This is a genomic window from Pseudarthrobacter sp. KH_020_B (assembly GCF_057840185.1).
Window position 1 is genome coordinate 2,148,590 of sequence record NZ_CM174506.1, and the last position, 26,366, is coordinate 2,174,955.

Below are 26,366 nucleotides of genomic sequence, written 5' to 3' on the forward strand. Positions count from 1 at the left end.
GAATACAAGACTCGCCAGCACGACCGCCACACCCGGACGGGCACCCCAACCAGCGGCCCCCACCAAAGAAGTTGGGAGCCGCTCACCACTGCCCCTTGACAAACCTTCCTACATATCAGTTGATGAGGGCGGTGGTGTCCGCCAGATGGTGTTTGTTACGTGGCGGTGTTTGGTGTTTGCTGTCCCTCAGCAGTTCAGCTCATTTTGGCTCACACCATCGTGAACGACCCGGACACGCCGGGGGCAGGCATGTGGGCTTCGCTCCTGGTCGTGCCCGTGGCGGTGGTCCCGAGCGAAAGGGCGTCTGGAAGGACCGGGCGGTCAGTGTCACTCCGTCTGGTGTCCCGCCACAGGGACATAGCCGCGGTCGAGCCGTGCCCTACCGCGTTCGGTGCCGCAGTCCGGGGCGCACGAGTGTGGCCCACAGGTGCCAGAGCATCCCGGCAAAGGTGGCGAGGAAGGCGGCGCCAGCCACCCACAGCCCGGCGCGGCCGATCACAGCGACAATGGGCAGATGCTCCGTGCGCCCCAGATAGATGCCTGCCACGGCGTACATGCCAAGGGGAAAGATGACGCTCCAGAGCCCGGGCTCGAAGGCCAGCGGCACGCGGTGGATCACATGCCTCCACCACCCCGCCGCGACGAGCACGGGGAGGAGCCACGAGGCGAAAGACCAGAACACCACGGACGAACCGGCCACGAGCCCCCGCGTCGCGTCCACCATGGGTGCGCCGGCCATCTCGACGATCCGCGCGCCGGCGAGGACGCTGATCGCCATGGCACCCATGGCCACGAAGTACTGCGGGCGGAGGTCTTCCGGCCTGATGGGGTAGGTCTTGAGCCGCAGCGAGACGAAGATCCCCGCAGCAGCGTACAGGATGAGCCCCACTGACCAGGCCACCACGGCCACGAGCGCCAACACCGCGCGCCAGTGCGTCCCGGAGAGGGGCTCGACGGATGCCGCCGCGACCGCCACGGACTGGCTCGCCACGCACCAGATGAACCACGTGCCGTTGGCGTCCTTGACCACGGGCCTCTTGTCCCGGCCCAGTACAGCCGTCCACGGCACGATGTAGCCGAGCACCACCCAGGCGAGCACTGCGACAACGAGGAGCAGCGCTGCCGCAGCCGGCCACCCCGACATCCCGAGCCGCACGCCGAGCACATTCGTCCCGGCGATGAAGGTGAAGAAGCCGAACGCACGGCCGGGGTCCATGAAGTCGCGGCGCATATCCTCGCGGAACCTGACCAGACGCACCAGGCTGAGCACGAGAATCACTGTGTAGGAGACCGCGCAGACCACGAGGAGTGCGGCCGAGAGCGCATGGAAGCCTTCGAGTTCGAGCCCCACCGAAATGATCCCGCTGGCCATAGTGAGGGCGAAATACCCCGGAGTGAGGGTCTGCACTGCCTCGGCGACGCGGGAACCGAAGGAACTCGGGGCGTGTGCGGCCGGGGTCATGGCCCCAAGCTTAGGTGGCATCCCGCATGTGTGACGAGGCCCGAGTCCCGTCGTGTCCGGGCTGCCACGTAGCCTTGGAGCACCACCGGAAAGCCCCCATGTCCACCCCCGGCGATCTGGATCATCAATGACAGGGCGGGAAATTCCCCGAGGGGACAGTGGAAACGGCGGTGTGTCCGGCCCAACATGATCTCAGACGAAGAACTGGGCCAGGTTGGTTGTCGACTGTTGGTGGGCCTTTCGGGATGGGTATATGCGGCCCTCCGTGGGAATGCTAGCCGCCGGCCGGCAGTGTCGGCTCACTGGGGCGGGGAATGGTATGGGACCCATGGTTGCCTACTCAGTGGCTGAGCGCTTGGCGCCTTCATTAGGGGTCCACCACATGCCGGGGGGCGCGACGGTAAATCGGCGTCCTGAGATGGAATGCGGCACCACACGCACGAAATGGTCCTTCTTACCGGCTTGCCATGGAAAGAGAGGCAGTGAGAATGTGCTGAGAACATCATCCGTTGTTGTCAGAAGCTCGGCCTTTCCACGGATCACCACGCTCCAGGCCACTCCTGTCTCCGGATTAACTCCGTCAGCTTCCATGGCCACCGGAAAACCAGCCAGAGCGGCATTAAGCTTTGTCCCCGTCCCTGTCCGGAAAATTACCGTTCCATGATCAACGGTGTAGTTGACAGGAAAAATACCCGGTCCGTCGTCAAGCCACACTGCCAAGCGGCCCACGGACACCTGTCGCAAGAGTTTCAAGCACTCCTGATTTTCCAGCACCTCTGTCATCGGCGCCGCCTGCTCATTCTCCATACCGTCGATCCTAAGCTCACTAGCTCCGAAGTGACAGGGCGGAGAATTGACTGTTCGGGGGGCGGGGTATCCTCGAAATCAGGTATCCAATCCGGCCGGCCCCGAATTCCCCGGGTGCGCAAATCCTGCGCTTTTAGTGCTGCTTACCTCGCAGAGTGTGCTGCTCCGAATGGGATACCACGGAATCTATCTGAAGACGCCGGGACGGAGGTCGCGGTGAAGCTGAAGATCACTCAGAAAACCGGGCAGAACATCCAACACGGAGCGGGGCAGTGGTGCGGGTCAGATGCGTTCTGGCTGTTCACCTAGGTTGAAGTGCCGCCCGCTGACATGCGACGGCTTGATTTCCACATAGAAGTCCTTGAGCGTTGGGATCCATGTCTTGAGGTTCAGTGCCTCTGCGGCGGCAATGTCCGAACTGTGCTCAAGGACCCGGGCTCGTCCCTTGACTACTACGCTCCAGGCTTCGTCAGAGGTGATGCCATCGGCCTGGAATACCACGTTCTCGTTGATGGTCAGCTCGGCAAGCTTGGTGCCAGGTGCCGTGCGCAGCAGCAGGAGGCCGTCATGTGCGCGGTAGTTGATGGGAAAGATATCGGTCTCACCGGCGGCGTTAAGGACCAGGCGCCCGTGCTGGGTGTTCTGCAGCAGCTTCCAGCACTGCTCATCATCAAGGACAAGGACGGGGTCTTCATTGGAGAACATCATGGTTACATCCTTCTAACCTTGGCCGAGCAATGTAAAGGAAAATGGTGCTTCCACTTACACTTTCTCCTTCGGCTACCGGCACGTGTTTGTATTTGTTGTCCCCAAACCGTGGCACTCCGGCCCGGTTGCCCCTAGGGTGTTGGCATGGTTGCCGAAGACGTTGGGGCGGGGTTGGATGGACCCGCATCGGATGCATTGCTGAAGTTCGGCCGTTTTTTCACGAAATGGGATGAAACCGACGATGGCCGTGCCGTGTTCCGCCAGGGCGGCCGGAAGGGCGATATCTTCTACCGCGACCGGTGGAGCCACGACAAGGTGGTCCGCTCCACCCACGGGGTGAACTGCACGGGCTCCTGTTCCTGGAAGGTGTACGTCAAGGACGGCATCATCACCTGGGAATCGCAACAGACCGACTACCCCACGGTCGGGCCGGACAGCCCTGAATACGAGCCGCGTGGCTGCCCGCGCGGGGCGGCGTTCTCCTGGTACACCTACTCGCCCACCCGCGTCCGGTTCCCCTACGCCCGGGGCGTCCTCGTGGAGATGTACCGTGAGGCCAAGGCCCGGCTGGGTGACCCGGTGCTGGCCTTCGCCGACGTCGTGGGTGACCCGGAACGGCGCCGCCGCTACCAGCAGGCCCGCGGCAAGGGCGGCCTGGTCCGGGTCTCCTGGCAGGAAGCCATTGAAATCGCCGCCGCCGCGCACGTGAACACCATCAAGGCCTACGGGCCGGACCGGTGCGCCGGCTTCTCGCCGATCCCCGCGATGTCCATGGTCTCGCACGCCGTCGGAACCCGCTTCATTCAGCTGATCGGCGGGGTGATGACGTCCTTCTACGACTGGTACGCCGACCTCCCCGTGGCCAGCCCGCAGGTCTTCGGCGACCAGACCGACGTCCCGGAATCCGGCGACTGGTGGGACGCGGGCTACCTCATGATGTGGGGCTCCAACGTCCCCGTGACCCGGACCCCCGACGCGCACTGGATGGCCGAGGTGCGCTACCGCGGCACCAAGGTGGTGACGGTCAGCCCGGACTACGCGGACAACACGAAGTTCGCCGACGAATGGCTCCCCGCACAGGCCGGCACCGACGCGGCGCTGGCCATGGCGATGGGGCACGTCATGCTCAAGGAATTCTTCATCGACCGTGAGGTGCCGTTCTTCTCCGACTACGTCCGGCAGTACACGGACCTGCCGTTCCTGGTCCGGCTGGAACGGCGCGACGACGGCTCCCTCACGCCGTCGAAGTTCCTCACCGCCAAGGACCTCCCGGCCGAGTCCGGGGCCGAGGACGCGGCGTTCCGCACCGTCCTGTTTGACAAGAAAACCGGCCTGCCCGCGGTGCCCAACGGCTCCATGGGGTTCCGCTACTCCGGCAGCGGGGAGGGCAAATGGAACCTGGACCTCGAGGGGATCGAGCCCGCACTGTCGCTGCGCGAGGTCTCCGGGGAAAGCGCGGAGATCCTGTTGCCGTGCTTCGAGGACGCCGGCGGGGCCGGCAGCGTGCTGAGGCGCGGAGTGCCCGTCCTCGAGGTCGAGGGCCGGCTTGTCACCACCGTGTTCGACCTCATGCTGGCCCAGTACGGCGTCGGCCGCGAAGGGCTCCCGGGGGACTGGGCCGCCGGTTACGACGACGCCTCGACGCCCTACACCCCGGCCTGGCAGGAGGAGATCACGTCCGTCCCGGCGCAGGCCTGCATCCGGGTGGCCCGCGAGTTTGCCCGCAACGCCGAAGAGTCCAAGGGCCGGTCGATGATCATCATGGGCGCCGGAATCTGCCAGTGGTTCCATGGCGACACGACCTACCGGGCGGTGCTGGCCCTGGTGATGCTGACCGGTTGCATGGGCCGCAACGGCGGCGGCTGGGCGCATTACGTGGGGCAGGAAAAGACCCGGCCCGCCACCGGCTGGGTGTCGCTGGCGAACGCGCTGGACTGGTCCCGGCCGCCGCGGACCATGATCGGCACCGGCTACTGGTACATGCATACGGACCAGTGGCGCCAGGACGGCTACTCCGCGGACGCGCTGAAATCCCCGCTCTCCACGGGAGCCCTGGACGGCATGCACACCGCGGACGCGCTGGCCCAGTCCGCGCGGCTCGGCTGGATGCCGTTCTACCCGCAGTTCGACCGCAACCCGCTGGACCTCGCGGACGAGGCGGAGGCCGCCGTCGCCGCCGGCACCGCGAAGGACACCCCCAGCTACATCGCGGACGCGCTCAAGAACCGTAGCCTGAACCCGGCGATCGAGGACGTGGATGCCCCGGAGAACTGGCCGCGGACCCTCGTGCTGTGGCGCTCCAACCTGTTCGGCTCCTCGGCCAAGGGGAATGAGTACTTCCTGCGGAACCTGCTCGGAACCCACAACAACGTCCTGGGTAAGGACCACGCCGAAGGGCTCAAGCCCAAGGACGTGAAATGGCATGAGCAGGCCCCGGAAGGAAAGCTGGACCTGCTGGTCTCCGCGGACTTCCGGATGACCTCCACCACGCTGCTGTCGGACGTCGTGTTCCCGGCCGCCACCTGGTACGAGAAACACGACCTGTCCTCCACCGACATGCACCCGTTCGTGCACGCCTTCACCCCCGCGATCGACCCGCCGTGGGAGACCAAGACGGACTTCGACATGTTCCACCTGCTGGCCGAGGAGTTCTCCCGGATGGCCAAGATCCACCTGGGTGTCCGGCGGGACCTGGTCAGCGTGCCGCTGCAGCACGACACCCCCGGCCAACTCGCCCAGCCCGGCGGGATCGTCCGGGACTGGCGGGACACGTCCATCCCTGCGGTGCCGGGGCAGAACATGCCCATTTTTTCCGTGGTGGAGCGGGACTACACCGCCATCGCGGACAAACTCGCCGCCGTCGGGCCGCTCGCCGACAAACTGGGCTTCACGGTCAAGAACGTCACCTACAAACTCCAGGGCCCGTTGGAGAGGCTCAGCCGCTCCAACGGGGTGATGCTCGGCGGCGCCGCTGACGGCCGACCCGCGATCGACACCGACGCGAAAATGGCCGAGGCCATCCTGGCGTTCTCCGGCACCACCAACGGCGCGCTGTCCGTGCAGGGCTTCAAGGACCTGGAGCTCCGCACCGGCCGGAAACTGGCGGACCTGTCCGAGGGCTCCGAGGAAAAATTCATCACCTTCGCCCAGACGCAGGCCGGCCCGGTCCCGGTGATCACCTCGCCGGAATGGTCCGGCTCCGAGACCGGCGGCCGCCGCTACGCCCCGTTCACCATCAACGTCGAACGGCTCAAACCCTGGCATACCCTGACCGGGCGGATGCACTTCTTCCTGGACCACGACTGGATGATCGACATCGGCGAGGCCCTGCCGATCTACCGGCCGCCCCTGGACATGCACCGGCTGTTCGGTGAACCCAAACTGGGCCAGGACGGGGCCATGGAGGTGGTGGTCCGCTACCTGACCCCGCACTCCAAGTGGTCCATCCACTCCGAATACCAGGACAACCTGCTGATGCTTTCACTGTCCCGCGGCGGCCCCACCGTCTGGATGAGCCCCGCGGACGCCGAGGCCATCCAGGTCAAGGACAACGACTGGGTGGAGTGCCTGAACATCAACGGCGTCCTCGTGGCCCGGGCGATTGTCAGCCACCGGATGCCCGCCGGCGTGGTCTACGTCCACCACGCGCAGGAACGCACCATCGACGTGCCGAAGTCCGAGGCCACGGGACGGCGCGGCGGCATCCACAACTCAGTGACCCGGCTGCTGGTCAAGCCCTCGCACCTGATCGGCGGCTACGCCCAGCTGGCCTACGCGTTCAACTACCTTGGCCCCACCGGAAACCAGCGCGACATGGTTGCCACCGTCCGCCGTCGTTCCCAGGAGGTGCAGTACTGATGCGTGTCATGGCTCAAATGGGCATGGTCATGAACCTGGACAAATGCATCGGCTGCCACACCTGTTCCGTGACCTGCAAACAGGCCTGGACCAACCGTGCGGGTACGGAATACGTCTGGTTCAACAACGTCGAAACCCGCCCCGGGCAGGGGTACCCACGCCGCTACGAGGACCAGGACAAGTGGCAGGGCGGCTGGGAGCTGAACAAGCGCGGCAAGCTTGTCCTCAAGGCCGGCGGCCGGGTCAAGAAGCTCCTCGGGATCTTCGCCAGCCCGGTCCAGCCCGAGCTCAAGGACTATTACGAGCCGTGGACCTATGACTACAAGACCCTCGTGGACGCGCCGCTGGGCGACGATTTTCCGGTGGCCCGGCCCAAGTCGCTGATCACCGGCAAGGACACCAAGATCACCTGGTCCGCGAACTGGGACGATGACCTCGGCGGCTCCACCGAGAACGGCCACCTGGACCCGATCGTGGAGAAGGTCCGCCGGGAGTCCGAGGACAAGATCAAGTTCGCGTACGAGCAGACGTTCATGTTCTATCTGCCGCGGATCTGCGAGCACTGCCTGAACCCCTCCTGTATGGCCTCGTGCCCGTCCGGCGCGATCTACAAGCGGGTGGAGGACGGGATTGTCCTGGTGGATCAGGACAAGTGCCGCGGATGGCGCCAGTGCGTCACCGGCTGCCCATACAAGAAGATCTACTTCAACCACAAGACCGGCAAGGCCGAGAAGTGCACGTTCTGCTACCCGCGGGTGGAGGTGGGACTGCCCACGGTCTGCTCGGAAACCTGCGTGGGCCGGCTGCGGTATCTGGGGCTCTTCCTGTACGACGCCGACGCCGTCACCGCGGCGGCGTCCGTCACGGACCCCCAGGAGCTCTACGACGCCCAGATGGACGTGCTGCTGGACCCGAACGACCCCGCCGTCCAGGCCGAGGCCCGGGCCCAGGGTATCCCGGAGGACTGGATCGACGCCGCCCGGCGCTCCCCGGTCTATGCCCTAGCCAAGGTCTACAAGGTGGCCCTGCCGCTGCACCCCGAATACCGGACCATGCCGATGGTCTGGTACGTTCCGCCGCTGTCCCCGGTGGTGGACCTGCTGCGGGACCAGGGGCACGACGGCGAGGATGCCGGCAACCTCTTCGGCGCCATCGACGCGCTGCGCATCCCCGTGGAATACCTCGCGGAACTCTTCACCGCCGGGGACGCCGACCGGGTCACCGCGGTGCTGAAGAAACTCGCGGCCATGCGCTCCTTCATGCGCGGCATCAGCATGGGCAACGATCCCGACGACTCCATTCCGGAAGCCGTGGGCATGGACGGGCAGACGATGTACGAGATGTACCGGCTGATGGCGATCGCCAAGTACGAGGAGCGCTACGTCATCCCGAAGGCACACGTGGAACAGGCCCACGACCTAGAGGAGATGGGCTGCTCACTGGACTTCGACGGCGGCCCGGGCATGCAGGATTCCTCCCCGTTCGGGGAAGCCAGCGGCAGGCCCGTCCCGGTGGCGGTGGAAACCTTCAACGCGCTGCGGGACCGGCAGACCTCGGGCTCCGCGACCGGCGAGACAACCCTGCGCGGCAGGGTGAACCTGCTGAACTGGGACGGCACTGGGGCTCCGGCCGGGCTGTTCCCGGAAAAACCATTGCCCGTGAATCCCGGCAGCCCCGCGGCGACCCCGCCGGCCGGGGGACAACCATGACTCGGCGCCAGCAGGTCGTCTACCTCGCGGCGGCCTGGTGCCTGTCCTACCCGGACGACGAACTGATCGGCAGGGTGCCGCTCATGCGAGCCGCGCTGGCCGAGTTCCCCGGGGCGGTGGCTGACTTCGCGGAGGTCCTGGACCGGCTGGAGTCCACGCCGCCGATGGAGGTCCAGGCCCACTATGTGCGCGAGTTCGACCTCGGCAAGCGGCATGCCCTGCACCTGTCCTACTGGACGGACGGTGACACCCGGCGCCGCGGCGAGGTGCTGGGCAACTTCAAGAAGACGTACCGGCAAAGCGACATCCTCGTGGACACCCACGGGGAACTGCCCGACTACCTGCCGATGGTCCTGGAGTATGCGGCCGTGGTGGACCTCACGGCCGGCCGCGAGCTGCTGACCCGTTTCCGGGCGAGCCTGGAGATGCTCCGCTTCGGACTGCTCCGGGACGAGCTGCCGCACGCACGGATTCTGCAGGCGATCTGCGCCACCCTGCCCGGGAAGTCGCCGGCGGACGAACAGGCCGTGATGCGGATGGCCGGCTACGGGCCGCCCACCGAAGCGGTGGGGCTGGACCCCTACGATCCCCGCCTGCTGCCCGTGAAGGGGGCCTGACCATGCTCGCGTCCCAAACTGAAGCCGCCGCCGTCGAACTCTCCGCTCTGGACATCGTGCTCTGGGGCGTCCTGCCGTACGTCATGTTGGTGGTACTGGTTGGCGGGCTGGTCTGGCGCTACAAGTACGACCAGTTCGGCTGGACCACCAGATCCTCCCAGCTGTACGAATCGAAGCTGCTGCGCATCGCGTCGCCGCTGTTCCACTTCGGCCTGCTGGCGGTCATCGCAGGGCACTTCTTCGGCCTGGTCATCCCCATGGCATGGACCCAGGCGGTGGGGATGAGCCAGGACTTCTACCACTTCAACGCCCTGTTCGTGGGCGGGATAGCGGGGGTGGGTACGCTGGGCGGCATCATCCTACTGATCTACCGCCGCCGCACCACCGGGCCGGTCTTCATGGCCACCACCAAAAACGACAAACTCATGTACGTCGTGCTCACGGCGGCGATCATCTTCGGGCTCTGGACCACCCTGGCCAGCGTGTTCCTGGGCGGACACGGCCACAACTACCGCGAAACCGTCTCGCCCTGGTTCAGGTCCCTGTTCATCTTCCAGCCCGACATCGCCGCGATGGCCGCCGCGCCCTTCTCCTTCCACCTGCACACCCTGGTCGGCATGGCCCTGTTCATGATCTGGCCCTTTACCCGCCTCGTGCACGCCTTCACCGCACCGCTGCACTACCTCTTCCGCCCCTACATCGTGTACCGCACCCGGGACGCCGGCAGCCCGGCGAGCACACCGGTCAAACGCGGCTGGGCACCCGTGGGCACCAAGGACCGCGACTCCCGGGGAAGGTAAGGGACCGCAACCATGGCAGACCACACCTCCACCAGCCAGACACGGACCGGCAAGGGCCGGAACCTGGCCCTGGCCACGGGCGCCTCAGTGACGGCCTTCTGGGCCTGGAACATTGTCGCTCCGCTAAGTGCCCGCTACACCCAGGAACTGGAACTGGACCCCACGTCCACGGCCGTTCTCGTCGCCATGCCCATCTTCGTCGGTTCCCTGGGCAGGATAGTGATGGGGGCCATGACCGACCGCTTCGGCGGACGGATCATGTTCACCCTCGTGCTGCTGGGCAGTGTCCCGCCCGTCCTGCTCGTAGCCCTCGGCGGCATTCTCGGCTCCTATGCCGTGGTCCTGGGCGCCGGACTGCTGCTAGGGATTGCCGGTACCGTGTTTGCTGTTGGAATCCCCTTCGTGAGCGCCTGGTACGAGCCTGCCCGGCGCGGCTTCGCCACCGGCGTTTTCGGCGCCGGGATGGGCGGTACGGCCCTCGCGGCCTTCCTCACCCCACGCTTGGTGAACTGGATCGGCTACCTGGCCACGCACCTCCTGATTGCCGCACTTCTGGTTGCCATGGCGGTCCTGGTCTGGTTCAACCTGAAAGAGGCCCCGGACTGGCACAAGAACACAGCCCCGGTGCTGCCCAAACTCAAAGAGGCGGCAGGGCTGGCCGTCACCTGGAAACTGTGCTTCCTGTACGCCCTGGTCTTCGGCGGCTTCGTCTCCTTCGCAACCTATCTGCCGACCTACCTGCGGGACATCTACGATTTCGACCCCACCGCCGCAGGCACCCGCACCGCCGGTTTTGCCCTGGCCGCAGTCATCTTCCGCCCCGCAGGCGGCGTCCTGGCGGACCGGTTCGGATCCAAACCTGTCGTTCTCGTCTCACTGGCAGGCGTCGCCGTCCTCGCCTACATCGTGAACCTCAGGCCTGGCGGGGAAATCCCGGCCGGCCTGACCTTCGTCGCCATGGCCGCCGCCCTCGGTCTGGGCGCCGGCGGCGTGTTCGCCTGGGTGGGAAGGCTCGCACCACCGGGCAAGGTCGGCAGCATCAGCGGCATCGTCAGCGCCGCCGGCGGCCTGGGCGGCTACTTCCCACCGCTCATCATGGGCGCCACCTACAACGCCCAGGACAACAGCTATTTCATCGGACTCATGCTGCTCGTCGTGACAGCCCTGATCGCGTTCGCCTTCACCATCGTCAGCGTCCGCTCCCCGCCTCCACCCGCAACCGCGGAGGGTTTGAAAGGCGCCGGCGGCCGGCGACAATAGGGGATCGACAGCGCAACCGAGGCACGACTTCGAACATCGGGGTCATTCATGACCTGCTTGACCGATGATTCAGGTGTTAAAAGGCGCCGAGGTCCCAAAGCAATTGAACTCAGATCCATGATTGCCTGAATTCTCTCTCTGCCGCAGATTTCCATGGGCGGGTGCAGGTATCGTGGCATTCATGGAGACCCGTAAGCCCTCGGAGGGCAACCTTAGCTACGACGATTGCTGGGAGCTGTTGGCGGCCGGCATCGTCGGGCGGCTCGCTCTGATTGTCGATGATCACCCGGAGATCTTCCCTGTGAACTACGTCCTGGAGCGACGGAGCATCGTTTTCCGAAGCGCCGGCGGTACCAAGCTATGGGGTGCAGATGCAGGCAGGCCAGCAGCTTTGGAGATCGACGGCTACGATTCCCGGAACGAAGAGGCCTGGAGCGTTGTCGCGAGGGGCGAAACGGAAGTTATCAGCAGCCAGGAAGAGAAGGCAGCGGTGGACGCACTCCACCTTGAGCCGTGGCAACCCGGAGCCAAAGACAACTACATCCGGTTGACGCCGCGGGCACTGACCGGACGCCGCTTCAAGGTGAAAAAGCCCGACCTGTGGAACACGCGACAGAACGATTCCCGGCGCTCCTCCTTCGAATAGGGGACAGGAAGCCCTCCTCCTGCCGGGGCTGCCGTGCTCCCGGCCAGGCGGCGGTATCGGCGCCCGTCGGACGATCGGGCCGAATGAGCTCGCCAACGTTGTCCATGGCATCATCCTGCCCGACATACATTTATCGCCCCGAAACCTGAGGCTGGGGCCGCATCATTACTTGCTGACGGGCTATGAACCGAATGCCAACCTCGGAGAGCACCTGAAACGTTGAACAGCTGCACCAGGCATTAAGGAGTGGCTGGGCCGGGACTGCATCGGCGGGCCTCGCGGGATGCATAGTAGATGATGAAGGCGCCGGTGAACAAATCGGTGGTGTAGGAGCTTCGCGGCTGGCCCAAGGGATCAGGCGGCGCAGCACGAGAGCTTGGAGACATCGGTAGTGAACGACTGCGCGGTGATTTTGATGCCTTCGGCCATGGTCAGATAGGGGCTCCAGAGGTTCGCGACGTGCTCGACGGTCATTCCGGCCTCGAGGATGTAGACCCCTGCGGCGGCGATGTCCCCGGCTTCCTTGCCGACGGCGGTGATGCCGAGGATCCGTCCGGTATCGGCATCGGCGACGATCTTAATGAAGCCTCGGGTGTCACGGTTCACCAGGGCGCGGGGGACATATTCCAGGGGCAGGACCTGGCAGGTGCACCGGATGCCCGCCTGGTTGGCTTCCTTGTCGGTCATCCCCACGGCCGCAAGGGCGGGGCCGGTGAACGTAACCCTGGGCAGATGCCGGTAGTCCACCTCGCGGCCGGCATGGCTAAACGCGTTCTCCACCATCAAGGTTCCGTGGGCGGCGGCGACGTATACGAACTCACGGTGGCCGGTCACGTCGCCGGCGGCCCAGATCCTGGCCCCGGTCATGAAACCTCCAGTTGTCCTGACGCCGGCTGTCCGTGCGATGCCCGACGCTGCCCCCGGATACTTTTCGCCCCCACCCTCAGCCGAAGGCAGATGCCTGCCTCTCATTCTCAACCTTCCCCTACACTGGAATGTCAAGGCAGGCAGGTTCGCGGCTCCACGGACAGAGGTCCATGATGCGTATAGGTGAGGCGGCGGCAGCGGCCGGCATGACGGCGAAGACTCTGCGTTTCTGTGAAGAAAGCGGCCTGCTGCCTGCCGGAAAGCGCTCCAGCAACGGATACCGGGACTACAGCCAGGAATCCTTGACAAGGCTTGAATTCATCCGCCGCGGGCAAGCAGCAGGGCTGGCCCTGGCGCAGATCCGGGAGATTCCGGCCCTCCGAGACGCCGGAGAGACTCCGTGCACTCACGTCCAGGAACTGCTCGCCGGGCAGTTGGCCGACCTTGATGACCAGATTACCGAGCTGAGGGCGCTCCGTTCCGCCGTCGCCGGGCTCCAGGCCAGCGCCGCGGCCGGGACCGCCGCAAGCTGCGATCCCGGCCGCATCTGCAGCTACCTCTGAGAACCACCTCCACCGCCTGTCAGTCGGCCGGGACAGTCTGCGACCGCACCAGGGATTTCGCTCCACTCCTCGGTCGGGGTACTCGGACTGCGAGCTGGCAAGAATAGTTGCTGCCGCTCGGAGGGAGGTTGCTGCCCTGCGGGACCGGCTCGCCGCCCCACCGCCTGACCTCAACGAGGAGGAGCGGCGGCTCATTGAAGTTGCTCGCACGACAGGCAGAGTTCCATTGCAGGACGTTCCAGCGCCGCGGCTAACCGAAGCGAGGAGAAGGGTCGCAGAGCAGGTCTTTGTCACCCGCAGGGATCTAACTCCTCTCCTCGTCCTGTTGGTCGCGATGACGGGCTGGAACATCGAGGTGATCAAAGACCTCCCGGCGCAGCACCGCATCATCGACGGGCTTGCGGTGGAGGTAGAAGTAACAAAGCGCCGGCGTGGCGCTGGGCGCTGGCACCAGACCGCGACGTGGGAGATCGGGCCACCCCGGAAGGAACTGACCACGCCCGGAGGGGTATACCTCCTTCTGCATCGACTGATGGCCCCAGCGCGGGAACTCATCGATGAGCATTTGTCGTTCTGGGCGGTCTGGTACCACCACGGGCCAGGCGTTGGAGAAGGCTGCCGCAGCCCATTCGCGGCGGCCTTGGATGCCAGCCTGCGACACCAGCGTTGGGTGCGCGAGCTGGGCATCAAGGCAGACCCGGCAATAGGTGACGCGGCAGAAGAGTCTCCGCTCCTAAGACTGGACTTCAACCGGCTCAAAACGAGCGTCGATGTCCGCCGCACCCGACAGATGGGCGGCCACTTGCCCTCGGCCGCGCGTACAAATACGACAGGGGTGCTGTTCAGCAGCTACCTCGCCGGCGACCACAGCACGATCGATTGGGCCCGCGACCTCGTCGCAGAGACCCTTGTCGAAGTCGAGCAGGCTGCGTGGTCGGCACATCGGCGCGCACTGGCTGCCCACGGCGCGACGACCTTGCAGATTCGCGTGAAGTCGGTCGACGGCGATCAGCAGTCTGCTACGGATGGGGTCGGTACCGCGTGGACAAGCTGTTCGGACCATGAGCACCACCCATTGACAGGGAGGCGCTGCGGAGCATCGTTTCTGGATTGCTTCCATTGCGGCAATTGTGTGGTCACTGACGACCACTTACCGAGGCTGCTCAGCCTTCTCGATGCCCTTGAAACTCGTCGCAGTCAAATGAGCGAGGATGCTTGGTGGAAGCGATACGGATCGAGTTGGGCGGCGATCCGCTATGAGGTGCTGCCGAAGTTCACCGAGGCGGAGGTCCACCGGGCCGAACAGTCGAAACCCAGCGACAGCCTCCTCGATCTCGTCGAGCCCACATGGGAGCATCCATGAGTACACGCACCAATCTGTCACCCGCACGCACACCACTGGACGGCACGTTAATACTGCGAAGTCGTCAACTGCGCCCGGGCGCGAAATTGATCGAAACAGCCCGGTTCGAGGACGACACTTGGCCACTGGCGCCAGCCGCACTCCAAGGACAAGAGCGCGGCCTAACCCTCCGCTTCGATAGCGTCCCCTCCCGGCACCGCCACATCAGTATCCCAATCAGGTTGACGGAAGAAGCGGACGACGGCGGGAGGCCCGCCGTCGTCCGCTTCTGTCTGGAGACGGGTGCCCGGGCGTCAGGCCAGGGCGGCGACCTCGTTGCCAAGCTCAGCGGCTTCACCGGCGTCGGTAGCCGAGGCGGTCAGGCTGACGGGACGGGCTCAAATCCGTCAGCGCTGATGTGCACGGTGATCGCGCCCGCTGCGGTGGGCCTGACCACGGCCAGCAGTCGGCCGTCGAAGGAGGTGTGGCTCGCCGCGGTGTAGCTCCCTCGTGTGTCGGGACGCGCACTGCCAAGGCCCTGCAAAACCCCAGCGCCATCCACCGTCACCGTGACAAGGCGATCCACGTGGCTGGCGAGGTTGCCGTCGCCGTCGCGGAATTCGATCTCAAGGTAGCTGAGGTCCGAGTGGTCGGCCCGCAGTTCCGAACGGTCCGCTGCCGCAGCCAGGCTGATGGCACCGGCCGCCGACTGGAGCATCGTGCGGCCCTTTCCGACACCGTCCACGTAGACGACGGCGAGCAGCTCACCGGGTTCGTAGCAGAGCTCGAAGTCCGCACGGAACGAGTGTTCGCGGCCAGCGGGCACACGGCCGATGGTGCGTCCGTTGAGGCGAAGCTCCACCTCGTCTGCGTCGCTGTAAACCTCCGCCCTGACGGGGGGGGGGGGGGGGGGGGGGGGGGGGGGGACCCTGCAGGTACGTCCCAACTCCAAGTGGCGATGGAGTCGGTCCAGGTCCAGGGTCCTGAGTTGTACTCGCGGTCGTAGTTCTGGGGGCGCTGGACTGCGATGTAGGGCTCGTTCCGGAGGCCGAAGACCGTCTCGCGGTAATAGGAGGCGGGTCGACGGTGGCCCGTAATGTCGATGTCGCCGCACCACGCCGCCAGCCACGGGTAGGGCGCGCAAAACGAGGGTTTGCCGTCACTTTCGTCGGCGTAGCTCACCCGGCCGATGCCGGATTCGCCGAGGTAGTCCCAGCCGGTCCACGTGTAGTCGCCGATGACGTGCGGGTTCTCTTCGACGAGCTTCCAGTTGACGTCGATGTGGCTGGGGTAGGTTTCGGTGCCGACGATAACCCGGTTGGAGAACAGTTCCTTGTCCATGACGTAGCGACCGTCACCGTAGTTGATGCCGACAAGGTCCACGATCGCGTGGGATTCGGCCGTCCGTTCCGTGACGAGGGGAGATGCCGCGATCCGGTCGATAGCTGCCATTGCCTGGCTCATCATCGCGTTGACGCCTTGTCCGTCGTTGCGTGCGCCGCCCTGTTTCATCATGGCGGCCGCATCCGCGAGGACGGAAACGAACCCGTTGATCCCGTTGGTGGTGTAGCGGGTGGCGTCCATGGACCTGATCTTTTCGGCGTTCTGCCGCCCCCCCCAACTGGAGCCGAGCCCGCTACCCGTCTCGGGGATCTCGTTGCCGATGGAGTAGAGCACCACGCTCGAGTGGTTAAAGTCTTTGGCCACCATGGCCTCGACGTCGCGTTCCCACCACTCAGGGAAGGACAGCGAGTAGTCGAAGGACGACTTTCCTTCGGTCCAGACATCAAACGCCTCGTCCATGACCAGCAGGCCGTGCTTGTCGCAGGCGTCCAGCATGGCCTGGCTGACGGGGTTGTGGGCACTGCGGATGGAGTTGAAACCGGCGGCCTTCAGCAGTTGGACCCAGCGCCAAGGATTCCGTTGTCGTGGTGGATGCACGCGCCGCGGAGCTTGACGGTCTCGCCGTTAATCTGCGGGGCGGTAGGTCTGCCTGAGGTCTGCGATCCCGCGGGAATTGCCGCGTCGTGCGGGGCAATTCAGGACCTTTGGCGCACGGTCTGCGGGAAAAGTTTGCGGACCTTGACGGCTTGCCTCGGGCTTGGCATTGTGGAAGTCGGATCGAGGAGGCGGGCACCATGCAAGAGAAAAGTTGGTCGGTGAACATCGTTATCGACGAACATGAAAATCAAACGCGGGCCACGGCGCGATTGAGGGCCGAGAACCGGGCTGAACTGGAAGGTGTCGGGTTGGCCAGGCTGAATCCGGTAGACTCCGACGTCCCCGAGATCGGGGACGAGTTGGCGACCGCGCGCGCCCTGGCGGACTTGGCGCATCAGCTGATCGAAGTCACCGCGGCCGACATCGAGAAAATTACCAAAGAACCTGCGCATCTCCGCCCTTGAGCCCAATGCCGTTCGGTTAGTTGTCTGGGTCGGGTGTCAAGATTCTCGTGGTGAGTGTTGCGGGGTAGGTTCGGCGGTCGACGTTCCGTTCCTTGGCGCGGTATTTGGAGATCGCGCGTTTGATCACGCGGGGCCGGGTGCGTGTGCGGCGGTCGGGGATGAGGTCGGCCCGTAGCGCGGCTCCGATATGGCCGACCAGATCGACCGTGGTAGCGGCGATGATCCCGGCGGCTTGGATGATCTGGTCGCGGGCGGTTCTCAGTGCGGTGGTGAACGATGCCCGGTCGGGATCGATGTCGGGGGTGTCAAGGAGCGCGTCGGCCATCGCTGTGCGCAGCACCTGGTAGGCCGTCAGCAGAGCCCAGACTTCCTGCTCAACCCCGGCCGGGTACCGGCTGCGGAGCACGCGCCCGCCCAGGATCGTGGATTTGAGTTCGCAGTACGCCGTCTCGATCTCCCACCGCTCGTGATACAGGCCCATCAGCTGTTTCGCAGGAGCTTCGGCGGGGTTCAGCAGCGTCGTGATGAGCCGATACTCGCCGGTGCGGGTCGATGCCTCGGTCGTGATCGTCACTGCCGCGTCGATGACTCGAACCGGTACCCCGGCAGCGACGGAGAGGAACGAGCCATCGCGCAGGCGGGTCAGGATGGGAAGGTTCATCGCACCGTTTCCGTTCTTGGCCCGGATCAGGAATTCCGCCCCGGTGCCTGCGACAGTGGTGAAGAACTTATAGGTGGCGAAGTTCCGGTCCCCCAGCAGCAGCATCCCCGGCCGCAGCGCGGTAGCGACACGCTCTGCATAGGTGAGCTCGCCGATCTTGTCGGTTCCGAAGACAGCCTCGATGATCTGGCGGGTACCGGCGGTAACGATCGCGACCAGCCGGATCATGGGGTATCCCGCTTCCCCGTTCGGGCCACCGCGCGGTTTGGGAAACATCACCCGGTTCGCTTCGGTATCGGCGACCGGGATCTGGGTGCCATCGATCGCGACCACGAGGCGCCCTGCGAACCTGACTCTCTGATGGGCGCACGTCACCGCGGAGCCCCTGAAGAACGTGAACAACTCGCGCAATGGTTTCGGCCCGACGCGGCGCATCGCCTCGGTGATCGCCGCACCCGAAGGCCGAACCACCGGGCCGGGAAGGCCCGCGGTCAGGCGCGAGAAGACATGCCGCCATCCCTGACCGGCGAACAGGGCCCCGGCAAGGAGGACATACACCACCACCCGTGAGGGCAGACGCCTGAGACGTTGTTCCTTCCCGCCAGCTGTTGCGAGAGCGGCATCGATCATCTCGGGCGGGACGATCTGGGTGAGTTGCCCAAGATGCCCGGGCGCGAAGACATCCGACGCCGGTGCGGACGAGTTGGTGGCAGAATGAGACATCGCAGCCCTTGTTGTTGAAGCGGAATCAAAAGTCCGGCAAGACTTGATTCACTTCTAACAAGGGCAGCGCCTATTCACCTGAACGCAACGCCGGGAAACGGGTTGACATCACCGTGCAGACCCTAACCGAACGGCATTGGGGCTATTCCTCGGCAGCCAATACTGAGGTGGTGCTCTCGAGCAGGCGCGATATGCCATAGCCAACGACCACGCCCCAGAACGCGGCATGGATGTTGAAGAGATCCAGGCCGGAGATCGTGACGACGAAAGTCACCAGGGCTCCCAGAGTGAAGTTCGTGGCGAAGGCGGTGACGAAGGCCTGTTGGAGGGCACGCAGCATGGCGATTCCTCCCAGGGCCAGAACGAAAGCTTCGGGGGTGGCCAGCATGAGGCGGGTGAGCATGGGAGCCAGCAAAGCGCAAAGCAGGGACAGTAGTCCGTAGATCACTGCGGCCGTGTACTGGCGCTTTTTCTGCCCGGAGGCGGTCAGGAGGGCGTTGGTAGGTCCAGTGACGCAGGCGGAGACAGCGCCGAGTGTGGCATTGAGCAGTGAGAAGACGCCCGAGCTCATCGCGAAGACATTGATCGGAGGCTGGTGTCCTGCGGCCCGGAGCACAGCCGCGCCTTGTCCGTTCTGTACCACGAGGACTGTGAGTGCCAACGGGATCACCAGTTCCAGTTGGGCGGCCCAGGTGAACTGGGGCGCAGTGAACACGGGCACCGCCAGGATCGGTCCTCCCTGGGACATCGCGAACCGGCCGCTGATCGCGACGGCGACGACGCCTACCGCCAGGGTGCCGAGTACCGGCGGGAGGCGTTTGCCCAAAGCCGGCACGGCGGTGAGCACAAGGAACGCCAGCACCATGGGTGCCGCCACTGCGGGGTCGCCCCGTGTGGAGGAGACAATGTCTGTCCCGAACCGCAGGAACACGGCGGCAACCATGGCCATGACAATCGGAACGGGAATCGCGGCCATGATTGGACGCACCACTCCGGATAAACCGAGGGCGAGAATCAGAACCCCGGCGGAGAAGAACGCCCCTACCACCTCAGGAAACGACAGATGCTGCAGCGAAGGCCCCAACAGCACGGTCCCTGGAATGGACCAGGCGAAGCCCAACGGCTGGCGATAAACCAGAGACATGAGCAGCGTCGCTGCACCGGCGGAGAGGAACATGGCGAAGACCCACGACGCGAGCTGGGCCTCTGTCAGACCGCCCACCGACCCGACGGTAAGAGTGACCGCTACCGGCCCGGATGCGGAGAAGGCCAGTCCGACGACGCCGTTCGAGGCGTAGTGTGGGCCGATGTCCCGCAGGAAGTCGCGCGGGCCGGCCGGACGGAGCGTGGGCCGTTCGAAGCGTGGTTGGGCTCCATGGCCCGGGCCGGTTCGCGATCCGGTGGTCACAGATGCGGCCATTCGGGCGCGGGGCATGATGTCTCCTGAGCTATAGCGGAGGTGGGATCCTGGTGACTACAGAGGTCGCCCCAGTGGATGTCTAGATTCCTCAGCGGACGGAGTTGGGGTGCTTGGCCAATGGTGTGACCTTGATTTTCATGAAGGGGTACATCGGGAAGCTGCTCAGGATCTGGTGCAGTTCGTCGTTGGATTCGACGTCGAACACCGAATAGTTCGCGTACTCGCCGACCACTCGCCAGATGGAGGCCAGACGGCCGTCCTGTTGCAGGGCCTGGGAATACTCCTTCTCCAACCTCTGCATGCGGGTGACGTCCTCGGCGGAGAGGTGCGCCGGAAATTGCACGTCCATGCGGGCCAAAAACAACATTATTCTCCTTGATGGTCGGGCTAGGACAGACGGTAGGCCGCGAGCTTGTCTTCGTCGATCTCCGCTCCGACCCCCGGCAGATCGCGCACGCGGATCGTGCCGTCGATTATCCGGAGCGGATCAGCCAGCAGGTCGTCGGCCATGTCGAGGAAATTCGACAGTTCCCCTGCCCGGCGGCTCGTGGCCTCGTGAGCGGCGCCGAAGGTGACCGTCGCAAGCGAGCCGACCTGGGTGTCGATCTGGTTGCCCATGGTCACATCCACACCGAGACCGGTGCACAGCCCCAGTATCTCGGTGGCCTCGGTAAAGCCCGAACGGGCGGTTTTGATACAGATGGCATTGCAGCCACCGGAAAGCAGTTCCCGGGATACGTCCCCCGCCGTGGGGACGGATTCATCGCCCACCACCGGGATTGACGATTTATCGACCAGGCGGCGACGGCTCAGCGTTTCCTTGGCATCGCATGGTTCCTCGAGCATGGTCAGCCCAAGCCCCTCAGTCCTCCGGAGCACCTCAAGGGCCTCGTTCGCAGTCCAGCCGCGGTTCGCGTCAAGGTATAGCTCCACGTCTTCGCCCAGTCCCTCGCGCAGCACATGGCAGGCCTCCACATCCAGCGACAGCGGACGACGGCCCACTTTCAGCTTGAAGGTGGTGATGCCGTACTGCTCGCCGAAACGCAGGGCCTCGTCGAGGAGTTCCTGCGCCGGCCGGAAGCCGAGCATGTGACTGACCCGCATTCGGTCGGTATACCCACCCAGTAGCTTGTGCACCGGAGTTCGGAGTGTTTTGCCGATCGCGTCCCACACCGCGATGTCTACGGCGCCTTTCGCCACCTGGTTGTGAATGGTCCGGCGCATCACCGCATGGATCTGCTCCCGGTCCACAATTTCTAGGCCGATCAGCTGCGGGGCGAAGGTCTTCTCGATGATCGTCCCGATGGACTCTTGTGTCTCGCCGTAGGTATAAGGACGGGGAGGTGCGTCCGCAACTCCTACGACGCCGTCGTCGGTGTACACGCGCACCAGAATGTGGTCAGCGTTTGCCACCTCGCCGCTGGCGAACTTCAGGGGGTGCGTGTACGGGATGGAGTACGGGATCACTTCGATCCGCTCGATCTTCAACGGCTCGGTTCCTTTCGATTGTGCCAGGCAGTCCAGTAGTGCTGGGAAGAACGGTGCCCCAGGGCTCATTGCCCTGGGGCACCTATTGGACGGAAATCATGAACCCGCCATGTCAAGGAACCTCTTACTTGGACTGTCCCACTTTGGCGAGGACGTAGTCATAGGAGGCTTCTTCGCCGGCAGCGCCGTCTGTACGCGGTGTGGTGTTCAGCATCAGCTCCGGCTTGACAGCCGAAGCAATGTCGTCCGCATTGTGCGGGTCACCGGGGAAGTAAAGCTGCTGGGTCACAGACTGGTAGCCGGGAGCTGAGACCTTGATGTGAATGTGGGCCGGGCGCCAGGCGTGCCAACCCGCAGCACTGATCAGCTGTCCACAGGCTCCATCAGTGGGAATCTGGTACGGAGCCGGGCGCATGGTGTGGAGGACGAATCGTCCATTGCTGTCCGCCCGCACGTTGGCGCGGAACAGCCAGTCCGGCAGACCCGGGGCGTACTGGGAGTAGAACCCCGCCGAGTCCGCATGCCAAATCTCGAGCTGTGCACCCTGGATCTGGTTGCCGTCGGTGTCGGTGAACCGGCCGCTGAACTGCAGCGGAACGCCATCTTCGTCATCACGCATCTCAACCGTGGCGGGGGAATCCAGCACAGGGGAGTCCGGGACGTAATAGGGTCCCTCGATGGTGCCTTTCGTACCGGGCCGGTCCTGGGAGTTGACATCCTCAACGGTGTGCTCAAGCCACACGTCGAGGAACAGCGGCCACTCGCCATCGTTGCCCACCTTGATCAGCCACGCTTTCAGGGCGTTGTACTCCTCGTAGGTGACTTCGTGTTCGACGACGATGTCGTTGGCCGCTTTGATGAGGGCACCTGCGAGCAGGCTCACGCGCTCCTTGGGAACCCCCGCGCCCGTGGGCTTGCCCGACGCGGCGAAGCGCTCGGTCGCCTTCGAACCGGCCTCCACAGCCGTACCCTCATTTTCCTGCCGGGTGTCCAACTGATTCTCAGTCATAGTGATCTCCACACTCCTCTGTGCAACGGGAACGGGAAATGTTCCGTTCCCTGAAACGCGCCGGCCGCAGGCTGTGCACCCGCAGGTTCACCGGCCTTCACGTGACGTCCATCTCATGCTAATCAGTCGATAAGGACGAAACAAGGACTCATATACCGCTGATTATGTAGTCCCATGTACATAAAAGCACCCTTGGTTCATACTAGGGTTTTGCCTGATGTGAGCGTTGTCACCCTGCGCCACACTTGGTGGGACACAATCATTCCGCCCGAGGGGTTGAGCGGAGCCGCACAGTCGCTGCCCGCCCACCCTCACCCTCTCCAAAGAAGGAGCACACCATGACCGAGAATCTGACACGTGTCCGTGAAGTCCTGGCTGACGCCGTCGTCGATGATCGAGAGAACGGCGTTATTCGGGCGAAGCGTGAAATCTTCACCGACCAGGAAATCTTTGAACTGGAGATGAAGCACATTTTCGAGGGCAACTGGGTTTACTTGGCCCATGAATCCCAGATCCCCAACGTAGGGGACTACTTCACCACCTACATTGGCCGGACTCCCGTCGTCCTTACCCGGGACAAGGACGAGAAGATCAACTGCATCGTCAACGCCTGCTCCCACCGGGGCGCCATGCTGTGCAGGCGCAAGACCGATAACAGGACCACTTTCACGTGTCCATTCCACGGCTGGACATTTAAGAACTCCGGCGAGCTCCTGAAGGTCAAGGACTCCCGCAACGCCGGATACCCCGAGACCTTCAACAAGGAGGGCTCACACGACCTCACCAAGGTAGCCCGCTTCGACTCCTACCGGGGCTTCCTGTTCGGCTCCTTGAACGCTGACGTCCTCCCGCTGGAGGAACACCTGGGAGATGCCACCAAGGTCATCGATTCGATTGTGGACCAGTCCCCGGAGGGGCTTGAAGTCCTGCGCGGATCGTCCACCTATACCTATGACGGGAACTGGAAGGTCCAGGCGGAAAACGGCGCCGACGGCTACCACGTCACCGCCGTGCACTGGAACTACGCTGCGACGACAGCCCGCCGCAGCGCCGGTGATTCCGCCAACAAGACCAAGGCCATGGACGCCGGCAAGTGGGGCAAGGTTAAGGGCGGCTTCTATTCCTACGATCACGGGCACCTGCTGCTGTGGCAGGAGTGGACCAACCCCGAGGACCGTCCTCTGTGGGACCGCCGCGATGAGCTTGTCGAAAAGTACGGCGAGGAGATGGCGAACTTCATGATCAACATCTCGCGCAACCTGTGCCTGTACCCGAATGTCTACATCATGGACCAGTTCTCGTCGCAGATCCGTCACTTCCGTCCCATTTCAGCGGACCAGACCGAGGTGACGATCTACTGCATCGCGCCAAAGGGTGAATCGCAGGAAAACCGCTCAAAGCGCATCCGCCAGTATGAGGACTTCTTCAACGCAACCGGCATGGCCACACCGGACGATCTCGAGGAGTTCCGGTCGTGCAATAAAACCTACTGGGCCACGTCCGCGCCGTGGAACGATATGACGCGCGGCTCCACCCACGAGATTGCCGGGCCCGACGAGCAGGCCACAGCGCTGGGCATGACGCGGGTGATCGCCTCCGGTGTGCGTACCGAAGACGAGGGGCTCTACCCGATCCAGCACGGGTACTGGAAGGAAGTCATGGACAAGGCCCTTGCCGACGCGGAATCCGTTGCCCAGGAATCCATGCCGGTCACGGCGTAATCGAAACGTCCGTCCATACAGAGAGTGCTGAAAACCCATGGCCAACCTTATTAATTCCGTGACCGCGCTCAAGAGCGCCGATGAAATCGCAACCCTTGAGACAGTTCGCGCCTTCCTTTACCGGGAAGCCCGGCTACTGGATGACCGCCAGTTCGACGAGTGGCTCGAGTGCTACCACCCGGACTCCGAGTACTGGATGCCGGCGTGGGACGTCGACGACCGGCTCACGGTGGACCCCCAGAACGAGATCTCGCTCATCTATTACGACAATCGTGGCGGCATCGAGGACCGGGTTTTCCGGATCAAGACGGACCGCTCCTCCGCTACCTCGCTCCCTGAGCCGCGCACCGGGCACAACATCACCGACGTTGAAGTCCTGGAGCACGACGGCGGGCAGGTCAAGGTGCGCTTCAACTGGTTCACCCTGTACTTCCGGTACAACACCACCGATACCTATTTCGGCACGAGCTTCTACACCATCGACCTCTCCGGCGAGCAGCCGGTGATCCTGAAGAAGAAGGTTGTACTGAAGAACGACTACATCCACCACGTGGTGGATGTCTACATGATCTGACGGCTCGGCATCCCGGCATCCCGGCATCCCGGCATCCCGGCACGCTCACGGCGCCGCCAGGAGCGGCCCGCCGCTAGATCTGCTCCCAAGAGATAACCGCACTAACTTTCCGGGGGTTGCGAGGATGCGACCCCCAACCAGGAGGAATCATGGGCCATCAGGTAGCCCTCAGTTTCGAAGATGGCGTCACCAAAGTCATCAAAGTCGGCGACTACGAGACCGTCATGGACGCAGCGTACAAGGCGCGCATCAACATTCCCTCAGACTGTCGGGATGGCGCCTGCGGTACGTGCAAGGCGTTTTGCGACTCCGGCTCGTTCGACCCCGGAGACTATATCGACGACGCAATGACAGAAGAGGAGCTTGAGAAGGGCTACCTCCTCACCTGCCAGGCCGTTCCGGAATCGGACCTCGCCATCCAGATCCCGGCCACCTCCGAATCCGCGAAAACCTCAGCCGCCACTTTTACTTCCACGCTGAAGGAACTCAACAAGCACTCGGAGTCCACCATCTCCTTCGCTCTGGAGGTGCAGAACCGGGAAGCCCTGGCTTTCCTGCCCGGCCAGTACGTCAACATCAAGGTCCCTGGCACCGACGCGGAGCGCTCGTACTCGTTCAGCAACGGCCCCGAAGTGATGGACGCGTCCTTTATGGTGCGCATAACGCCTCAGGGCGAGATGTCTGAGTACCTCCGTGACCGCGCGGCGGTCGGGGACGCCATCGAGTTCACAGGCCCGTACGGCTCCTTCTTCCTTCGCGAACCCAAGCGCCCCCTGCTCTTGCTGGCAGGCGGAACCGGCCTGGCCCCGCTCCTGTCTATTCTGGAGAAGTTGTCCGAGAACCCGCCGGCCACGCCGGTCCACCTGATTTATGGTGTGTCCCGTGAAGCCGACATTGTGGGACTCGACTGGCTGCGCACCTACGAAGCGACGTTGCCGACCTTCACCTGGGATTACATTGCCTCTGAGCCGGGGACTTCGGCACCGCACACGGGATACGTTACGCAGATTATCCAGCCGTCCCACCTCAACGATGGCGATGTCGATATCTACCTTTGCGGCCCGCCGCCCATGGTCAATGCCGTCTCCAAGTGGCTGGACACCGAGGACATCCAGCCGGCCAACTTCTATTTCGAGCGTTTCGCCCCCAAGGAAGCTACGGGTGGAGACGCCGAGACGGGTGCGCCCGCTTCCGTGGAGACACTGGAAAGCGCGGGCGACACAATCAGCCGCGTGGAAGCCATTTCGTCCATGGAGACCGGCCGGCTCGAGTTCCGTAAGGAAGACAGTTTCGCACACCTGGACGCCCGCATGGGCCTTGAACTTGCCGTGACCGAACTGATGTTGGACCGCCTTAGCAAGGAGCAGTTACACCAGTTCCGTCGTCTTGCCGAAGCGACCACACGTGCGGTGGACGCTGGAAGAGTTCTTGACCCCGAAGAGTATGTCAGGACCAACGAAGAGTTCCACGAGTACCTGTTTGTACTCTGCGACAACCCCATGCTGCTGGAGTCATACCGCCGGCTCGACGTCCACGCCCAAATGGCCGCCACTTTTGTGGTCGGCACCCGGATCTTTGAACGGGTTGCCCAGGACCACCTGGACATCGTGGATGCGTTTGAGCGCGGCAATAAGGAGCGGGCCCGGGACATCATCCTGGCTCACGCCCGCGATGCGAAGGGCACCATGGCCGAAGCCATAACCGCTGTGGAAAAGGGGTTGTAAGG

The 26,366-nt window shown here is 64.1% G+C and carries 21 protein-coding genes and 2 pseudogenes; 12 read left to right on the forward strand and 11 right to left on the reverse strand.

The window, feature by feature from the left end; translation table 11 throughout:
• Positions 1 to 379: 379 nt before the first annotated feature.
• From AC3IT0_RS09870 to AC3IT0_RS09880, 3 genes are all read right to left on the reverse strand, one after another.
• Positions 380 to 1,462: a tellurite resistance/C4-dicarboxylate transporter family protein gene (locus AC3IT0_RS09870; RefSeq protein WP_489323508.1), complete on the reverse strand. Its 1,083-nt coding sequence runs from the start codon at positions 1,460 to 1,462 to the stop codon at positions 380 to 382.
• A gap of 336 nt (positions 1,463 to 1,798) precedes the next feature.
• Entirely contained in the window at positions 1,799 to 2,269 is a 471-nt protein-coding gene (locus AC3IT0_RS09875; RefSeq protein ID WP_489323509.1) for a pyridoxamine 5'-phosphate oxidase family protein, read from the reverse strand.
• A 282-nt stretch (positions 2,270 to 2,551) separates the two neighbouring features.
• Positions 2,552 to 2,977 (reverse strand): pyridoxamine 5'-phosphate oxidase family protein, encoded by a 426-nt coding sequence (locus AC3IT0_RS09880; protein ID WP_489323510.1) that lies wholly within the window; start codon positions 2,975 to 2,977, stop codon positions 2,552 to 2,554.
• A 144-nt stretch (positions 2,978 to 3,121) separates the two neighbouring features.
• Between AC3IT0_RS09880 and AC3IT0_RS09885 the strand changes: the two genes are divergently transcribed.
• From AC3IT0_RS09885 to AC3IT0_RS09910, 6 genes are all read left to right on the forward strand, one after another.
• Positions 3,122 to 6,835, forward strand: coding sequence for a nitrate reductase subunit alpha (locus AC3IT0_RS09885; protein WP_489323511.1), 3,714 nt, complete (start codon positions 3,122 to 3,124; stop codon positions 6,833 to 6,835).
• On the forward strand, positions 6,835 to 8,544 hold the full coding sequence (gene narH, locus AC3IT0_RS09890) for a nitrate reductase subunit beta (RefSeq protein ID WP_489323512.1): 1,710 nt from the start codon (positions 6,835 to 6,837) through the stop codon (positions 8,542 to 8,544). The genes AC3IT0_RS09885 and narH overlap by 1 nt, the downstream gene beginning before the upstream one ends.
• Positions 8,541 to 9,161 carry a nitrate reductase molybdenum cofactor assembly chaperone gene (gene narJ / locus AC3IT0_RS09895; RefSeq protein WP_489323513.1) on the forward strand — a complete coding sequence of 207 codons (621 nt, stop codon included), beginning with the start codon at positions 8,541 to 8,543 and terminating at the stop codon, positions 9,159 to 9,161. The genes narH and narJ overlap by 4 nt, the downstream gene beginning before the upstream one ends.
• A 2-nt stretch (positions 9,162 to 9,163) precedes the next feature.
• Positions 9,164 to 9,961, forward strand: coding sequence for a respiratory nitrate reductase subunit gamma (gene narI / locus AC3IT0_RS09900; RefSeq protein ID WP_489323514.1), 798 nt, complete (start codon positions 9,164 to 9,166; stop codon positions 9,959 to 9,961).
• Between the two features lie 12 nt (positions 9,962 to 9,973).
• Entirely contained in the window at positions 9,974 to 11,221 is a 1,248-nt protein-coding gene (locus AC3IT0_RS09905; RefSeq protein ID WP_489323515.1) for an MFS transporter, read from the forward strand.
• Between the two features lie 181 nt (positions 11,222 to 11,402).
• Positions 11,403 to 11,867, forward strand: coding sequence for a pyridoxamine 5'-phosphate oxidase family protein (locus tag AC3IT0_RS09910; protein ID WP_489323516.1), 465 nt, complete (start codon positions 11,403 to 11,405; stop codon positions 11,865 to 11,867).
• A 354-nt stretch (positions 11,868 to 12,221) separates the two neighbouring features.
• Here AC3IT0_RS09910 and AC3IT0_RS09915 read toward each other — a convergent pair.
• Positions 12,222 to 12,722: pseudogene (locus tag AC3IT0_RS09915) on the reverse strand (NAD(P)/FAD-dependent oxidoreductase); the annotation flags it as partial.
• Between the two features lie 185 nt (positions 12,723 to 12,907).
• Here AC3IT0_RS09915 and AC3IT0_RS09920 point away from each other — a divergent pair.
• Entirely contained in the window at positions 12,908 to 13,297 is a 390-nt protein-coding gene (locus AC3IT0_RS09920) for a heavy metal-responsive transcriptional regulator (RefSeq protein WP_489323764.1), read from the forward strand.
• A 325-nt stretch (positions 13,298 to 13,622) separates the two neighbouring features.
• On the forward strand, positions 13,623 to 14,660 hold the full coding sequence (locus AC3IT0_RS09925; protein ID WP_489323517.1) for a hypothetical protein: 1,038 nt from the start codon (positions 13,623 to 13,625) through the stop codon (positions 14,658 to 14,660).
• A 358-nt stretch (positions 14,661 to 15,018) separates the two neighbouring features.
• Here AC3IT0_RS09925 and AC3IT0_RS09930 read toward each other — a convergent pair whose 3' ends face one another.
• Entirely contained in the window at positions 15,019 to 15,768 is a 750-nt protein-coding gene (locus tag AC3IT0_RS09930; protein ID WP_489323765.1) for a DUF4982 domain-containing protein, read from the reverse strand.
• Between the two features lie 491 nt (positions 15,769 to 16,259).
• A pseudogene (locus AC3IT0_RS09935) lies at positions 16,260 to 16,580 on the reverse strand (glycoside hydrolase family 2 TIM barrel-domain containing protein); the annotation flags it as partial.
• 197 nt (positions 16,581 to 16,777) lie between these two features.
• Between AC3IT0_RS09935 and AC3IT0_RS09940 the strand changes: the two are divergent.
• Complete coding sequence (locus AC3IT0_RS09940; RefSeq protein WP_091256422.1) at positions 16,778 to 17,044, forward strand: DUF1876 domain-containing protein; 267 nt, start codon at positions 16,778 to 16,780, stop codon at positions 17,042 to 17,044.
• 16 nt (positions 17,045 to 17,060) lie between these two features.
• Here AC3IT0_RS09940 and AC3IT0_RS09945 read toward each other — a convergent pair whose 3' ends face one another.
• The 5 genes from AC3IT0_RS09945 to catA all read right to left on the reverse strand — a co-directional run bounded on the left by AC3IT0_RS09945 (position 17,061) and on the right by catA (position 22,345).
• The gene (locus AC3IT0_RS09945) at positions 17,061 to 18,428 is read right to left on the reverse strand and encodes an IS4 family transposase (protein WP_489323518.1); all 1,368 of its coding nucleotides are present in this window, start codon (positions 18,426 to 18,428) and stop codon (positions 17,061 to 17,063) included.
• 142 nt (positions 18,429 to 18,570) lie between these two features.
• Positions 18,571 to 19,863, reverse strand: a complete 1,293-nt coding sequence (locus AC3IT0_RS09950; RefSeq protein ID WP_489323519.1) for a benzoate/H(+) symporter BenE family transporter — start codon at positions 19,861 to 19,863, stop codon at positions 18,571 to 18,573.
• A 73-nt stretch (positions 19,864 to 19,936) separates the two neighbouring features.
• Entirely contained in the window at positions 19,937 to 20,215 is a 279-nt protein-coding gene (catC, locus tag AC3IT0_RS09955; RefSeq protein ID WP_489323520.1) for a muconolactone Delta-isomerase, read from the reverse strand.
• Positions 20,216 to 20,235: 20 nt separating this feature from the next.
• Entirely contained in the window at positions 20,236 to 21,336 is a 1,101-nt protein-coding gene (locus AC3IT0_RS09960; RefSeq protein ID WP_489323521.1) for a mandelate racemase/muconate lactonizing enzyme family protein, read from the reverse strand.
• A 124-nt stretch (positions 21,337 to 21,460) separates the two neighbouring features.
• Complete coding sequence (gene catA, locus AC3IT0_RS09965; protein WP_489323522.1) at positions 21,461 to 22,345, reverse strand: catechol 1,2-dioxygenase; 885 nt, start codon at positions 22,343 to 22,345, stop codon at positions 21,461 to 21,463.
• A 338-nt stretch (positions 22,346 to 22,683) separates the two neighbouring features.
• Here catA and benA point away from each other — a divergent pair, with 338 nt between their 5' ends.
• From benA to benC, 3 genes are all read left to right on the forward strand, one after another.
• Positions 22,684 to 24,066 carry a benzoate 1,2-dioxygenase large subunit gene (gene benA, locus AC3IT0_RS09970; protein WP_489323523.1) on the forward strand — a complete coding sequence of 461 codons (1,383 nt, stop codon included), beginning with the start codon at positions 22,684 to 22,686 and terminating at the stop codon, positions 24,064 to 24,066.
• 37 nt (positions 24,067 to 24,103) lie between these two features.
• Positions 24,104 to 24,640, forward strand: coding sequence for a benzoate 1,2-dioxygenase small subunit (gene benB, locus AC3IT0_RS09975; protein WP_489323524.1), 537 nt, complete (start codon positions 24,104 to 24,106; stop codon positions 24,638 to 24,640).
• A 149-nt stretch (positions 24,641 to 24,789) separates the two neighbouring features.
• Entirely contained in the window at positions 24,790 to 26,364 is a 1,575-nt protein-coding gene (gene benC / locus AC3IT0_RS09980; RefSeq protein WP_489323525.1) for a benzoate 1,2-dioxygenase electron transfer component BenC, read from the forward strand.
• Positions 26,365 to 26,366: the final 2 nt, after the last annotated feature.